The sequence below is a fragment of the Pseudomonas sp. KBW05 genome (assembly GCF_003852405.1).
In the GTDB taxonomy this organism is placed as follows: domain Bacteria; phylum Pseudomonadota; class Gammaproteobacteria; order Pseudomonadales; family Pseudomonadaceae; genus Aquipseudomonas.
Genome location: NZ_QAJM01000033.1, coordinates 72984 through 87430, shown reverse-complemented (window position 1 = coordinate 87430; position 14447 = coordinate 72984). Strand labels below are relative to the sequence as shown.

Sequence of the window (14447 nt, the reverse complement as noted above, 5' to 3'; positions counted from 1 at the left end):
GAACCCTAAGTGGCCGTTACCTAAATAATGGATATGTACACAGACGGACCGCTATCGCAGGCAAGCCAGCTCCCACAGTTGCCATCAGGGCAACACGATATAGTCATTGTGCTGCACGATGGGCCGATGCGAGCCTTGCTCCAGGTGAATGTAGCGCCCATCCACCAGGTCAATCGGCAGGCAGTCATCAATATCCATCACCGCATCGGTATGGGCCTGGGCCCAGTGCCGCAACATCTGCTGCTTGCCCAGGGCTTTCGCTTCCCGCGTATTGCGCGCCACCACCAGCAGGTAGCGATGGGCTTCACCAAACGCGTTGGCTTCATAACCGCCCAGGTTGATGAAGTACAGGCGCTCGGCGCCGGCAGCGGGGGCCAGGTGGCTGAGCTGGATCTTCCAGCCGTCCACTCCATCCACCGCCATCCATGAATCAATGTGTACACCTTTGGGGCTGCCAAACCAGGCATCGCGCAATTGCGGGTAGGTGGCTTGCAGCGTATCCGCCACGGCGAATACCACATCGTGCACTTCGATCCTGGCTCGCGGGTGCTTGCCCCCGAGCATGACGACAAACAGCATTGCAGGTTCTTCCTGGCGACTTGGCAGGCGCCAACCATACTGCGATTGAACCCTTTTGTCCGGGCAATGCCACACTGTTTATCCGCGAACTCATCAGGAGGTTGTCATGCGTACCATTGATCTGGCCGGTGTTCCGGTCCCTGTTGTCGGCCAGGGCACCTGGCGCATGGGCGAGGACCCGAGTCAGCGCCGCGCCGAAGTCGCGGCCTTGCAACTGGGGATCGACGAGGGCATGACCCTGATCGATACCGCTGAGATGTACGGTGAAGGCGGCGCCGAGGAGGTGGTCGGCGAAGCCATTCGCGGCAGGCGCGACAAGGTGTTACTGGTGAGCAAGGTGTATCCGCACAATGCCAGCCACAAGGGTGTGCCACGTGCCTGCGACGCCAGCCTGCAACGCCTGGGTACGGACTACATCGATCTGTACCTGCTGCACTGGCGTGGCCAGTATCCCTTGGAAGAAACCGTCGACGCCTTCGAACGCTTGCGTGACGCCGGCAAGATCGGCCGCTGGGGGGTGTCCAACTTTGATGTGGCGGACCTTCAGGAACTCGCCGCTCCCGCATGTGCCACCAACCAAGTGCTCTACAACATTGAAGAGCGCGGCATCGAGTTCGACTTGCTGCCTTGGTGGCAGCAACACCATCTACCGCTCATGGCGTACTGCCCGATTGCCCAGGGCGGCGCGCTGTTGGCCAGCCCCACCCTCAAGCAGATCGCCCGGCGCCATGACGTTACCCCAGCGCAGGTGTCCCTGGCCTGGGTGTTGCGTCAGGACGGTGTGATCGCCATCCCCAAGGCCGTGACCCCCGAGCATGTACGGCTCAACGCAAGCGCCGCACATCTCGTGCTGGATGAACACGACCTGGAGGCCATCGACCGGGTATTTGGTGCGCCGAAGCGCAAGCACCCGTTGGCGATGGTCTAGCCGGCTACGGGCGTGCGCCAGTCGTCCGAGCCGGAAGTGCCGGCCACTTCGTGGGTCCAGACGATCTTGCGATAGGTGAAGTGCACGTCCTCGAGATGGGTGAAATGCGCATTCGCCGGGTCTTGGCAATTGGGCATGCGTGACTGGATATCGACGATGGTCGCGCCTTCCAGCTCGATGGTGAAGTAATGCTCCTGGGTGCCGGCCGAGGAGGTCCGGAACCACTCCAGGCGGCACTTGACCTCTTCGCCCGCCGTGAGCGCGCTGAAGAGCAGGGGCGAGGACTTGTCGAAGATCTTGCTGATCATCAATGGCTTATGCACACGCTGCCCGGTGGGTTGGCCGGACTGCGGGTCACGAGGAATGATCACCTGGTGGCTGAACGCCTGTACCAGGATCTGATCTTCGTGGCCTTCCTGGTAGAGGTTGCCGACCGAGTCCTGGGTAAACGTGCCTGCCGTAATCAAACCTTGTTTGACACCGGTGATAGAGAGATACGCGGGTGTTGGCATGTCGCTTTCCTTGTCTGGTTATTAAGAGGTTCCACGCGGCGGAGGGTGCCGGGTGGGCAAGGTCCTATAACAAGAAGCGTGCCTGAAAGTACAGGATCTAATGAAATAAGGGGTGGTGGCTTAGTTGGGAGTTAGTTGAGAGGTAAATGGGCGGGTTTTGAAAAGTGTTTGCGCGGATTAACTGCGCAGTAGTGTGCAGTTAATTGCTCATCTCGCAGCGCCGCGCATTTAAATGGGTTGCGAGTTTTTTGACGAGTTTCACGTTGTTCAAGCTGCGCAAGAATTTGCGCATAGCCTTGTTTTATAAGGGTTGTAGGATATTCCTTAACCCCGGTTGCGTTGCTTGCCCAATGGTGTTTGCGTGGCTAAGGTTTGCGAGCTTCGCAGCGATTCAGCGAAGTTGATGCGGTGCGCTGATCTCGCGTTTAAATCGATGATTAGTTTGCCCGCCCTGCCTTTAATCGTCGTCGTGGCTGCGCATGATCTACTCCGATAAATTGCTCGATTATTACCTTGAACTGGCGCGCTCGCCTTGCTCGGCGGCGACGTTCGCCGGCAGTGACATGCGTTTTTCAAGTGAATATGAAGCCCTGGAGTTCGAGCTGGCCAAGGCGCAATCGATACATGGCAGCGGCCAGCCGGATTGGCAGAAGGTCAGGGACGTCGCTGAGGGGGTGTTGCGCCATCACTCAAAGGATTTGCGCGTCGCAGTGTGGTTGACCTGGGCGCTGCATCAGTGCGAATCCTTCCCAGGGTTGCTCGCGGGCCTGGGGTTGCTGCGTGATCTCTGCGAGCGGCATTGGGGCGAGGTTTATCCCGTCAAGCCGCGTACCCGTGCAGCGGCCTTTGGCTGGCTGGTGCTGCGCCTGGAGCCGCTGTGCCTGCAAAACCTGGCGCTGCACCCGCAACGTCCGTTGTTCCAAGCCATCCTTGAACACCTCACGCAGCTCGATGAACTCTGGTCGGGGCACCTGGGGGAGGACGCACCGTTGTTGCTGCCAGTGCGCCGGCAGTTGGCGGAACATCTGGAGCGCGCCGCACAAGCAGCGCCCGAGCCCGGCGCAGTGGGTGCGGTGATTGCCCAGCTCAAGCACGCCACCAGCCAATTGCTCGCGCCTGAACCCGCCATCGACAGCGAAAAAACGGCGCACAAACGGCTGCGTATCTTGCAGGAGCAAGCCCGACCGCTCTGCGCCTGGTGGTTGCGTCAGGATGCCACCGACTTGCGCGCCCTGCGCCTGAGCCGCGCCATGGCCTGGCTGACGCTGGTTGGCTACCCGGATGCCGACGGTGAGCGCATTACCACCCTGCGCGGCCCCACGCCAGACAAACTCCAGCGCTACCAGGAGCGCTTCGACCAGGGGCATTACGCCGACTTGTTGCTTGAGCTTGAAGCCAGCCTCGTGACGGCGATGTTCTGGTTCGATGGCCTGCGCCGGGTCTGGGAGTGCCTGGCCGCGTTGCAGGCCGCAGCGGCGATGGCCGAACTTGAGGCCGACTTTGCCCTGTTGCTCAAGCGCTTGCCGAACCTGCCCGAGCTGCGCTTTCACGACGGCAGGCCCTTTGCCGATGCGGCCACCCGTGACTGGATCACGCTTCACGTCGAACGCCATATGCGCAAGCCCGAGCCGCCCAAGGTAGCCATCGATGCCACGGCGCAGCCTTGGGAGACCGCCCTGCAGCAGGTCATGCCCGTATTGCGCAAGGACGGACTCAAGGCCGCCGTCAACCAACTCAACCAAGGCGTGCGCACCGCCGTCAGTGAGCGTGAGCGTTTCCAGTGGCGCCTGGCCGTGGCCCGGTTGTGTGTGCTGGCAGGCAAACACGAACTGGCGAAGGTCCAGCTCGAACAACTCGACCAAGAACTGCAACACACCGGGCTCGAACGCTGGGAGCCGGCGCTGGCCTTGCAGGTCGCGCAATTGCTGTACCGCTGTTGCGACCTCTTGCCGCAAAGCCAGGCCGTGCGCGAACGCAAGGAAGACACCCATCGCAGGTTGTGCCGTTTCGATCTGGAAGCGGTACTTGAGTAGGCTTTCGAGCCACAAAAAAAGGAGAAACACCATGGCCAAAGAAGGTTCAGTTGCGCCTAAGGAGCGCATCAATATTACGTTTAAACCGGCGCTTGGCGGTGCTCAGGAAGAGGTCGAGCTGCCGTTGAAATTGCTGGTGCTGGGGGATTTCACCGGGCGCGAGGACCTGCGCAAGCTGGAAGACCGCAAACCCATCGGCATCGACAAACACACCCTGGACGAGGTGCTCGCCAAACAGGCGTTGAGCCTCACCCTCAGTGTGCCCAATCGCCTGCAGGACGAGGCCGACCCGCAAGAGCTGGGCATAGCCGTGCGCATCAACTCCATGAAGGACTTCAACCCCGCGAGCCTGGTCGAGCAGGTACCGGAGTTGCAAAAACTGATGGCCCTGCGTGAAGCGTTGATGGCGCTCAAGGGCCCGCTGGGCAATACACCGAGTTTTCGCCACGCCATTGAACAGGCGTTGGCCGACGACGATTCCCGCGCGCGGGTCTTGGCCGAGCTTGGACTGAGCAGCCCTGACGCCTGATTTTTCAGTAAAAGGACACTGATGCATGAGCACCCAAACACAGCCGCAGCACCTGCAACCCACCGGCGAACGCAGCATTCTCGACAGCATCATCGCCCAGACCCTGTTGAACGCCGATGATGAGGCCTATGGCATTGCCAAGCGCGGTGTCGCCGCGTTTATCGCAGAGTTGGTCAAGCCGCATAACAGCGGTGAACCGGTTAAGAAGCGCCTGGTGGACCGGATGATCAGCGAGATCGACACCAAGCTCAGCCGGCAAATGGACGAAATTCTCCACCACCCCGAGTTCCAGGCGCTGGAGGCGGCGTGGAAAGGCTTGCAACTGCTGGTCGAGCGCACTGACTTTCGTGAAAACATCAAGATCGAGCTGTTGAATGTCGCCCGCCAGGACTTGCTCGACGACTTCGAAGACTCGGCGGAAATCACCCAGTCCGGGCTGTACAAACACATCTACAGCGCCGAATACGGCCAGTTTGGCGGCCAGCCCGTGGGCGCGATCATTGCCAATTACTACCTGTCGCCCAGTGCTCCTGATGTCAAGCTGATGCAGTACGCGTCCAGCGTTGCCTGCATGGCCCATGCGCCCTTTATCGCGTCTGCGGGGCCGGGCTTCTTTGGTCTCGAAAGCTTCACCGGGTTGCCGGACCTCAAGGACCTCAAGGACCATTTTGAAGGCCCGCAGTTTGCCAAATGGCAGAGCTTTCGCCAAAGCGAGGATGCGCGCTACATCGGCCTCACCGTGCCGCGCTTCCTGTTGCGCACGCCCTACGATCCACTTGAATGCCCGGTGAAGACCTTTGTGTATCAGGAGAACGTGGTCCACAGCCACGAACACTACCTGTGGGGCAATACCGCCTACGCCTTCGCCACGCGCCTGACCGACAGTTTTGCGCGGTTTCGTTGGTGCCCGAACATCATCGGCCCACAAAGCGGGGGCGCGGTGGAGGACTTGCCGCTGCACCATTTCCACAGCATGGGCGAAATCGAAACCAAGATTCCCACCGAAGTCCTGGTCTCCGACCGCCGTGAATACGAGTTGGCCCAGGAAGGCTTCATCGCCCTGACCATGCGCAAGGGCAGTGACAACGCCGCGTTCTTTTCCGCCAGTTCGGTGCAGAAACCCAAGCACTTCGGCATCAGCGCCGAAGGCAAGGACGCGGAGTTGAACTACCGGCTGGGCACGCAGTTGCCCTACATGATGGTGGTCAACCGCCTGGCTCATTACCTCAAGGTCTTGCAGCGCGAACAACTGGGGTCGTGGAAGGAGCGTACCGATCTGGAACTGGAGCTGAACAAGTGGATCCGCCAGTACGTCGCCGACCAGGAAAACCCCAGCGCCGAAGTGCGTGGGCGACGCCCGTTGCGGGCCGCGCGGATTGTCGTCAGTGACGTGGAAGGCGAACCCGGCTGGTATCGCGTCAACCTCAGCGTGCGACCGCACTTCAAGTACATGGGGGCGGACTTCACCCTATCCCTGGTCGGCAAGCTCGACAAAGTATGAGCGCCAGCCAAGGGATGACCGATCACCGTAGCCTGTTCGAGCGCCTGGCACGGCCGGAGGCCGCCCAAGCCTCCCGCGTGGCCTGCATCGCCACACACCTGGGGAACATGCTCAGCACCCGCGCGGGCAGCGTGCAGACCCGACCGGACTACGGGTTGCCCGACTTCAACGACATGCGTTGCAGCCTGCATGAGTCGTTGAGCCAGTCACGGCGGCAGATCGAGGGTTTTATCCAGGCCTGCGAACCACGGCTGGCGAATGTCCACGTCAGGCTGTTGCCCCGTGATCGCGACCCCTTGGTCCTCACGTTTGTAATTGACGCGCTGCTGACCGTCAACGGCGTCACCCAGCCCGTCGTATTCCGCGCGCAATTGGGTGAGGCCGGGCGGGTAGAGGTGTTGCCCGATGGCCTTTAACCGCTATTACCAAAGTGAACTCAGCGCCCTGCGCCAGCTTGGGCGGCGTTTCTCTGAGCGCAACCCGGCCCTGGCGCCGTTCCTCGCCGACGCCGGGCAAGACCCGGATGTGGAACGGTTGCTGGAAGGCTTTGCGTTTCTCACCGGTCGTCTGCGCCAGAAGCTCGACGATGAACTGCCCGAGCTGAGCCACTCGCTGATGCAATTGTTGTGGCCCAACTATATGCGGCCGGTGCCGGCCTTCAGCATGTTGCAGTTCGACCCCCTCAAGCACGCCGGGCCTGGCGTCGAGGTGGCGCGGGACACCGCCGTGGAGAGCGTGGTGGTGAATGGCGCACGCTGCCGTTTCCGCACCTGCTACACCACCCATGTCATGCCGCTGCAGATCGGCGCGCTGGACTATGTGGCCCAAGGCGAGCGCGGGTTGTTGAGCCTGCGCCTGGACATGAGCGCCGACGGTGATTTCAGCATGCTGGCCGTCGACGCTCTGCGCCTGCATCTGGCCGGCGACCGCTACATCAGCCAAGGGTTGTACCTCAGCCTGTTGCGTCACCTGGAAGGTATCGAACTGTTGCCGTTGGACGCGGACGGGGTGCCGCTCAACGGCGGGGACGGGCAAGCGATGGTGTTGCGACTGCGCCCGCAGCAGGTGCAACCCGTCGGTTTTGCCGAGGAGCAGGCGTTGATCCCGTATCCGCAAAACACCTTTCGCGGCTATCGCCATTTGCAGGAGTACTTTGTCTTTCCCGAGAAGTATCTGTTTGTCGACATCACTGGGCTTGAAGTGGTCAACACGTTGCCTACGCAGGTGCTGAAAGCCACGCGCAGCCTGTTGCTGCGCTTTGCCCTGGATATTCGCGGGCACGCGCCGCCGCCGCCGACCGTCGACAATGTGAAGCTGTATTGCACCCCCATCGTCAACCTGTTCCAGCACGACGCGGTGCCGGTCCGGCTGGACGCCAAGCAAGACGAGTACCTGCTGCTGCCGGGGGAATATGCCCCAGGCAATGCCAGTGTGTTTTCCGTGGACACGGTGACCGGCTGGCGGCCGGGAGGCTTGGGCTACCAGGCTTACGTGCCGTTCGAATCCTTTGAACATGGGGGTAATGCTGCGAGCTATACCGTTCGCCAGCGTGCTTCGGCGCAGCATGCCGGGCTGGATACCTGGCTGGCAGTCGGCCATGGGCACGGCCATGAGCAGGAAACACTGTCGGTCGAGCTGACCTGTACCAACCACAACCTGCCACGGCAACTGCAGGTGGGCGATATCCGCCAGGCCTGCGAGCAGACGCCGGAATTTGTCACCTTCCGCAATATCAGCGTGCCGACTCCCAGCTTTGCGCCGCCCCTGGACCAGGATTTCCTGTGGAAACTGATCAGCCACATGTCGCTCAACTACCTGTCGCTGACCGATATCAACGCGCTCAAAGTGATCCTCGAAACCTACGACTTGCCGCGTTATCACGACCGGCAGGCACAGAAAATCAGCCGACGCCGCCTGGACGCCTTGCGTTCGATCCGCCACGAAGCGGTCGATCGCTTGCATCACGGCCTGCCATTTCGCGGGTTGCGCGTCGACCTGTGCATCGAGCCCCAGGGCTTTCTCGGCCAAGGTGAAGTGTTTGTGTTCGCCTCGGTGCTCAATGAGTTTTTCGCGCTGTACGCCAGCCTCAACTCGTACCACGAACTGCGAGTGATCAGCACACAAGGAGATGTGTACCTATGGCCACCCCGGATGGGCCAACAACCCCAGCTTTAAACACACTGACCCGCACCATTCGCGAGTACTCGCTGTACCAGGCGGTGCTGCAAGTGGTCGGTCACTTGCGCGTAGCCCATCCCTTGATGGATGAGGACGCGCTGTACGACCAACTGGAGTTTGTCGCCAACCCTGGCTTGGGTTTTCCCGGGCAGGACATTGACCGCGTGGAGTTCTTCAACGAACACGGGCAACTGCGTGCGCGCCTGCGCCTGAATGTCCTCGGGCTGTTTGGCGCGGGTTCGCCGCTGCCAGCGTTTTACGGCGAACAGGCTTGTGCCGAGCAAACAGGCGGCAACGCGACGCGGGATTTTCTCAACCTGTTTCAACACCGCCTGCAACGGTTGCTGTTGCCGATCTGGCGCAAATACCGCTATCACGCGCGGTTTCGCAGCGGCGCCGGCGATGCCTTCTCCGAGCAGATGTTTGCGTTGGTGGGCTTGGGCGGGCCGGCGATACGCGAGGCCACGCCACTCGATTGCAAGCGCTTGCTGCCGTACCTCGGGCTGTTGAGTCTGCGCGCGCATTCGGCGGCCCTGGTCGAGACGGTGCTGCGTTATTACTTCAAGCACGAGCGCTTGTTCATCGAACAGTGGGTGGCGCGCAGCGTGTCGATCGAGCCGCCGCAGCGCAACCGCTTGGGCCTTGCCAATCATGGGCTGGGCCGGGACCTGGTGTTGGGCGAACACGTGGCCGACCGTGGCGGCAAATTCAGGGTGCATATCGTTGGGCTCGATTGGCAGCGTTTTCACCAATTCTTGCCGTTCGGCACGGGTTACCCGGCGTTGTGCGCCCTGGTGCGGCTGACCGTACGCGACCCGCTGGCCTATGACCTGCGCCTGGTGCTGGCCGCAGGCGAGATCCGCGCGTTGCATATCGGCGCACGCAATGTGTGTCGCCTGGGCTGGACCACTTGGCTGGCGCACGAGCGCGCCGACGGCGCGGTCACGCTGGCTGGCAATGTTCAATAGGGAGCAAGGATGATGATGAATATCGATTTGCAACAACTGATCCAGACCTTGACCGCCCGCACGCGCGGCGACCTGGAGCGGGCAGCCGAGCGTTGTGTCAACCGCGGTGGTCGGGAAGTGTTGGTGGAAGACCTGCTGCTGGTGCTGTTGGAGTATCCCGCGGGTTTGGTGGACAAGGCCCTGATGGACGCCGGGGTGCCCGCGAGCGAACTGCATGCCGTGCTGCAACCCAAGAGCGAGAGGCATGCGACGCGCAACCCCGTATTCGCCCAGCCCCTGGTGCGCTGGTTGCAGCAAGCGTCGATGGTTGCCCATGTCGAACTGGGGCAGCCCGAGGTCGATCACGGCGCATTGCTGCTGGCGTTGTTGCGCCACCCGCTGGAGCATGCGGGCAACGCTTATCAACGCTGCCTGGCACGCCTGGATGTGGCGCGCGTGCGCGACTTTATTCTGAGCCAGGCCCCCGCCCGCGAGCACGTGGTGGCGGGGTCGATGCTGCAACGGTTTACCCATGACCTGACGCAACAGGCCCGTGAGGGGCGGATCGACCCGGTGCTGTGCCGCGACGGGGAAATCCGTCAGTTGATCGACATCCTGATGCGCCGCCGCAAAAACAATCCGATCCTGGTCGGTGAGGCCGGCGTGGGCAAAACCGCCGTCGTTGAAGGACTGGCCTTGCGTGTGGTCGCCGCGCAGGTGCCAGCCCCGCTCAAGGCGGTGCGCCTGTTGGCCCTGGACATGGGCTTGCTGCAAGCCGGTGCGAGCCTGCAGGGTGAATTTGAACGGCGCCTCAAAGGCGTGATAGACGAGGTCCACGCTGCGCCGCAGGCGGTGATCCTGTTTGTGGATGAAGCGCATACCCTGGTGGGGGCGGGTGGTCCGGCAGGTGGCAGCGATGCGGCCAACCTGCTCAAGCCGGCATTGGCCCGAGGTGAGCTGCGGACCATCGCGGCCACCACCTGGTCGGAGTACAAACGGCACATCGAAAAAGACCCCGCCCTGTCTCGGCGTTTTCAGCCGGTACTGGTCAACGAACCGAGCGTTGGCGAAGCCGTGTCGATCCTGCGCGGGCTGGTGCCGGTGTATGAGGCCAGCCATGACGTGTACGTGCGTGACGACGCTGTGGTCGCCGCCGCGCACATGAGCGCGCGTTATCTGGCGGGGCGCCAGTTGCCGGACAAGGCCGTGGATGTGCTGGATACCGCGTGTGCCAGGCTGCGTACGCAACTGGCGATGCCCGCAGAGGCGGTGCAGCAGTTGCACGCCGAGCGGGCAGAAGCCATGCGCCAGCAAGGGGCGTTGACCCGCGATGCCGACGCCGGGTTACCCGTCGATCACGCGGCCTTGCACGGCGTGACTCAGCGCTTGAAGGCAATCGAACAGGCGCGTGAGACGTTGCCGCAAGACGAACAACCGTCGATCAAGGCCGAAGTCTGCCCCCGCCTGATCGCTGAAGTTATCAGCGCCTGGACCGGCATTCCCGTGGCACAGATTGCCCTGGAACACAGTGCAAAGGTCATGGGTTTCGCCGACGCCTTGCGCGCACGCATCTTCGGTCAGGAGCAGGCCGTGCAGGCCCTCGACCGCAGCCTGCGGGCGGTCGCGGCGGGGCTGAACAACGCGGATTCGCCGGTGGGCGTGTTTCTGTTGGTCGGCCCCAGCGGAGTGGGCAAGACCGAAACCGCCTTGGCCCTGGCGGACCTGTTGTATGGCGGCGAGCGTTTTGTGACCACCCTCAATATGTCCGAGTATCAGGAGAAGCACTCGCTGTCGCGCTTGATCGGTGCGCCGCCTGGCTATGTGGGCTACGGCGAAGGCGGTGTGCTGACGGAGGCGGTGCGCCAGCGCCCGTATTCGGTGATCCTGCTCGATGAGGTCGAGAAGGCCGACCCGGAGGTGTTGAACCTGTTTTATCAGGTCTTCGACAAGGGCCGCGTCAATGACGGCGAGGGCCGGGCGATCGACTTTCGCAATACGCTGATCCTGATGACGTCCAACCTTGGCAGCGAGCGCATTGGCGCGCTGTGCGCCGACGGCCGACGGCCCGCCATCGAGGCGCTGCACGCGGCGATCCAGCCGGAGCTGCGTGCACACTTCAAACCGGCGTTGCTCGCGCGCATGCGTGTGGTGCCTTACTACCCGATTGCCGGCGAAGGACTGCATGACGTCGCCCGTCTCAAGCTTGGGCGCCTGGGCCAGCGCTTGCAGCAACGCAAACTGGCGTTTACCTACACCGCTGAATTGGTTGCGCACATGGCTGAGCGCTGCCTGCATAGCGACAGCGGCGCCCGCTACATCGACCAATGGATCGAGAGCCAGTTGCTAGCGCAGATGGCGGATCAATTGCTGGCCGCGATGTCGGCTGGCGAATGCCTCGCCCACATCCACGCGCGGCTGGACGAACACGGCGCGCCGGTCTGTGAGTTCAGCCAATGACGCAGACGTTATTCAGCCAACTGCCGCAACCCTTGGCCTACGCCGAAACCCTGCTGGGCTGGATCAGCCGCCTGGGGCTTGAACACGATGCAACCCGTTTGCCGAACCTGTGCGTGGCCGCTGCCGCACAGCTGAGTGAGTGTGAACTCAGCCAATTGTATTGGCGGGATGCAACGAGCGGGCGGCTGGTGCTGATTGCCCAGCATTCACATGAAGCACAGCCGCTGGGCGAGAGGGATTTCCAGCACGAGCAACTGCTGCAGTGTGTCGTGAGCCAGCGCATTACCCTGTGCCTCGACGATGTGCACGGCAGTGTCTATGACAGCGCGTTCCTGCCTACAGCGGCGGCGCCGTGGCGTGCCCTGGCCAGCGTGCCGCTGCTGAACGCGCGCCAGGCAATCATCGGCGTATTGCTGTGCGCCAGCCAGCACGTGGTGGCGTTGCAGGGCTACACGGCATCGCTGGCGCAACTGGGCAGTTTTGCCCTGAACCAACGGGCGATGTTGCGGCGTATGCAGCCGGTACAGGCAGGTGTGCTGCCCGAGGTGAATGCGCCACCGATCAGCACCTATGGCCTGATCGGTAACAGTGCAGCCATGGAAGATACTTGCCGCTTGATCGGCAAGGTCCTGCATGCCCCTTACACCGTATTGCTGCGTGGTGAAACCGGTACAGGCAAGGAAGTGGTGGCGCGCGCCATTCACGCCAGCGGCCCGCGCAGGGCCCAGGCATTTGTGGTGCAAAACTGCGCCGCGTGCCCGGAAGGGCTGCTGGAAAGCGAGCTGTTCGGCTATCGCAAAGGTGCGTTCACCGGCGCCGACCGCAACCACGCCGGGCTGTTTGACGCGGCGCACGGTGGCACGTTGCTGCTGGATGAGATCGGCGACATGCCGCTGGCATTGCAAGCCAAATTGCTGCGGGTGTTGCAGGAGGGCGAGGTGCGCCCACTGGGGGCCAGCAGCGCCCATAAGGTCGATGTGCGCATCATCGCTGCGACCCATCGGGACCTTGCGGCCATGGTGGCCGTGGGCAGTTTTCGCGAGGACCTGTACTACCGTCTGGCGCAGTTCCCCATCGAATTGCCCGCCCTGCGTACACGGGACGGCGATGTGCTGTTACTGGCCCGGCACTTCGCCGACAACGCCTGTTCGATGCTGGGCAAGGCGCCGGTGGCCTGGTCAGGCGCCGCCGTCGATCAACTGTCGAGCCACCGCTTTCCTGGCAACGTGCGCGAACTCAAGTGCCTGGTGGAGCGCGCGGTGTTGCTGAGTGACGACGGCGTGATCCTGCCGACGCACCTCTCGCTGGCACCCGACTCGCCGGTGGCGGTGGTCGACGCCACGCTGCGCCAGCGCCTGGAGCGGGTCGAGCGCGTGGTCCTGATTGATTGCCTGCACAAGAACCGCGGTAACCGCACGCGCACCGCGCGTGAGTTGGGCGTCGCGCGGCGCACGCTGCTGTATCGCCTTGCCCGCCTGAATATTCCCCTTGGCGATGCCCAGGCGGAATGCTGAATGAATCCTTTAGGGAGATACCCAATGCCTGATCGTTGGTGGCGAGCCTTGGTGCTTGCGGTTTTTTTACTGGGCGGCTGCAACGCCAATTACGTCTTTGATGACGGTGATTACCGCCCGTTGGGCGATCCACAGGTGAGCCGCCGTGGCCAGTGAGTCGGGGAGGTCATTCATGCAATTAGTGTTAGAGGTGTGCAGCGGCGGCCAAGCCGCCCCATCGGCCCACAAGGTGTTTGCTGGCGACGGTGGTGTGATCGGGCGGGGCAGCGATTGTGATTGGGTGCTTCCCGACGCCAGCCGCGTGTTGTCCAGCCACCATGGCCTGGTCAGCTACCGGGACGGGCGCTATTTCCTCACCGATATCAGCAGTAACGGTATCGGCGTGGCGGGCAGCGCCGAACGCTTGCGCCGGGGGCAGCCGTGGCCGATCCACGATGGCAACGTCTTCGAATTGGGGCCATTGGCGCTGCGTGCGCGGTTGACGGCGCCGCTGCAGCGGTTCGCCGAGCCTGTGCCTATTCCAGACGATGGCTTCCTGGCGCCGACCCCGCTGCCGTTGATCGAGGATGAGTGGGTGGCTGATGACGCGACGCAACCTTGCACGGAGCACGGTACGCCGCAATGGGATCACCTGCTGACGCCGACCCTCACCGCGCCTGCGGACGAAGCCGCTGCGCCGTTACCCGTTGCGACTGCGGCTTCGACCCATGACCCGTTCTGGGCGCACTTCGCGCAGGCGTTGGGTAGCGATATGTCGACGCTCGACACCGCGCGCCGCGAGGCATTGGCAATCAAGGTCGCGCGCTTGCTCAAGCACACCCTCGATGACCTGCAACAGTGCCTGCGCACCCAAGAGGCGTTGAAAGGCGAGTTGAACCTGGCGCCGCTCGACAGCAACACCCTGCAGGACATGCACGCATTGTTGGGTGATGGCGCAGTGGGCGAGCTCCCCGCGCAACAGGCCGTGACCCAGGCGTTCCGCGACCTGCAAGCCCATCAAGTGGCGATGCTGGCGGCGTGCCGGGCCGCCGTGCGGTGTGCACGCCAGGCGTTTGCGCCGGATCAGCTGCAACGCCGCTTTGTACGTCAGGGCAAACCTCCAGGGTTCTTCAGGGATGGCGCGCATTGGCGTGCCTATCAACGGCATTACCAGCAGTTGATTGACGACGAATCGCCGGCCGAGCCCGCGCTTGGCCGTGATTTTCTCGCGGCCTACAAGGATCAGGTGCGCCTGATCGCGACCTTGCACGCGACCTACCCAGGATGATG

Annotated in this window: 13 protein-coding genes; 11 read left to right on the top strand and 2 right to left on the bottom strand. The window is 62.6% G+C overall.

The window, feature by feature from the left end; all coding sequences use genetic code 11:
- Nucleotides 1-84 precede the first annotated feature (84 nt).
- On the bottom strand, nucleotides 85-579 hold the full coding sequence (locus tag DBR46_RS25770) for a DUF1543 domain-containing protein (protein WP_124528561.1): 495 nt from the start codon (nucleotides 577-579) through the stop codon (nucleotides 85-87).
- Nucleotides 580-685: 106 nt separating this feature from the next.
- On the opposite strand from DBR46_RS25770, the gene DBR46_RS25765 reads away from it, so the two are divergent.
- Nucleotides 686-1507 (top strand): aldo/keto reductase, encoded by an 822-nt coding sequence (locus DBR46_RS25765; protein ID WP_124528559.1) that lies wholly within the window; start codon nucleotides 686-688, stop codon nucleotides 1505-1507.
- Here DBR46_RS25765 and DBR46_RS25760 read toward each other — a convergent pair.
- Entirely contained in the window at nucleotides 1504-2019 is a 516-nt protein-coding gene (locus tag DBR46_RS25760; protein ID WP_124528557.1) for an Hcp family type VI secretion system effector, read from the bottom strand. The two genes, DBR46_RS25765 and DBR46_RS25760, sit on opposite strands and share 4 nt — an antisense overlap.
- Nucleotides 2020-2498: 479 nt before the next feature.
- On the opposite strand from DBR46_RS25760, the gene tssA reads away from it, so the two are divergent.
- Genes tssA through DBR46_RS25710 form a run of 10 tightly spaced genes read left to right on the top strand, consistent with a single transcriptional unit; the run spans nucleotide 2499 to nucleotide 14445 of the window.
- Nucleotides 2499-4052 carry a type VI secretion system protein TssA gene (gene tssA, locus DBR46_RS25755; protein WP_124528555.1) on the top strand — a complete coding sequence of 518 codons (1554 nt, stop codon included), beginning with the start codon at nucleotides 2499-2501 and terminating at the stop codon, nucleotides 4050-4052.
- Between the two features lie 31 nt (nucleotides 4053-4083).
- Entirely contained in the window at nucleotides 4084-4581 is a 498-nt protein-coding gene (tssB, locus tag DBR46_RS25750; RefSeq protein ID WP_124528553.1) for a type VI secretion system contractile sheath small subunit, read from the top strand.
- Nucleotides 4582-4606: 25 nt separating this feature from the next.
- Nucleotides 4607-6082, top strand: a complete 1476-nt coding sequence (gene tssC, locus DBR46_RS25745) for a type VI secretion system contractile sheath large subunit (protein WP_124528551.1) — start codon at nucleotides 4607-4609, stop codon at nucleotides 6080-6082.
- A 14-nt stretch (nucleotides 6083-6096) separates the two neighbouring features.
- Nucleotides 6097-6498: a type VI secretion system baseplate subunit TssE gene (tssE, locus tag DBR46_RS25740; RefSeq protein WP_124528565.1), complete on the top strand. Its 402-nt coding sequence runs from the start codon at nucleotides 6097-6099 to the stop codon at nucleotides 6496-6498.
- Complete coding sequence (gene tssF / locus DBR46_RS25735) at nucleotides 6488-8257, top strand: type VI secretion system baseplate subunit TssF (protein WP_124528549.1); 1770 nt, start codon at nucleotides 6488-6490, stop codon at nucleotides 8255-8257. Before tssE ends, tssF begins: the two co-directional genes overlap by 11 nt.
- Entirely contained in the window at nucleotides 8221-9228 is a 1008-nt protein-coding gene (gene tssG / locus DBR46_RS25730) for a type VI secretion system baseplate subunit TssG (protein ID WP_124528547.1), read from the top strand. Before tssF ends, tssG begins: the two co-directional genes overlap by 37 nt.
- A 12-nt stretch (nucleotides 9229-9240) precedes the next feature.
- A complete protein-coding gene (locus tag DBR46_RS25725) occupies nucleotides 9241-11664 on the top strand; it encodes an AAA family ATPase (protein WP_124528545.1) in 2424 nt (807 codons plus the stop codon).
- A complete protein-coding gene (locus DBR46_RS25720; protein WP_124528543.1) occupies nucleotides 11661-13178 on the top strand; it encodes a sigma-54-dependent Fis family transcriptional regulator in 1518 nt (505 codons plus the stop codon). Before DBR46_RS25725 ends, DBR46_RS25720 begins: the two co-directional genes overlap by 4 nt.
- Nucleotides 13179-13202: 24 nt before the next feature.
- Entirely contained in the window at nucleotides 13203-13334 is a 132-nt protein-coding gene (locus tag DBR46_RS25715) for a type VI secretion protein (protein ID WP_124528541.1), read from the top strand.
- A gap of 16 nt (nucleotides 13335-13350) precedes the next feature.
- Complete coding sequence (locus tag DBR46_RS25710) at nucleotides 13351-14445, top strand: type VI secretion system-associated FHA domain protein (protein WP_124528539.1); 1095 nt, start codon at nucleotides 13351-13353, stop codon at nucleotides 14443-14445.
- The last annotated feature ends 2 nt before the right edge of the window (nucleotides 14446-14447 follow it).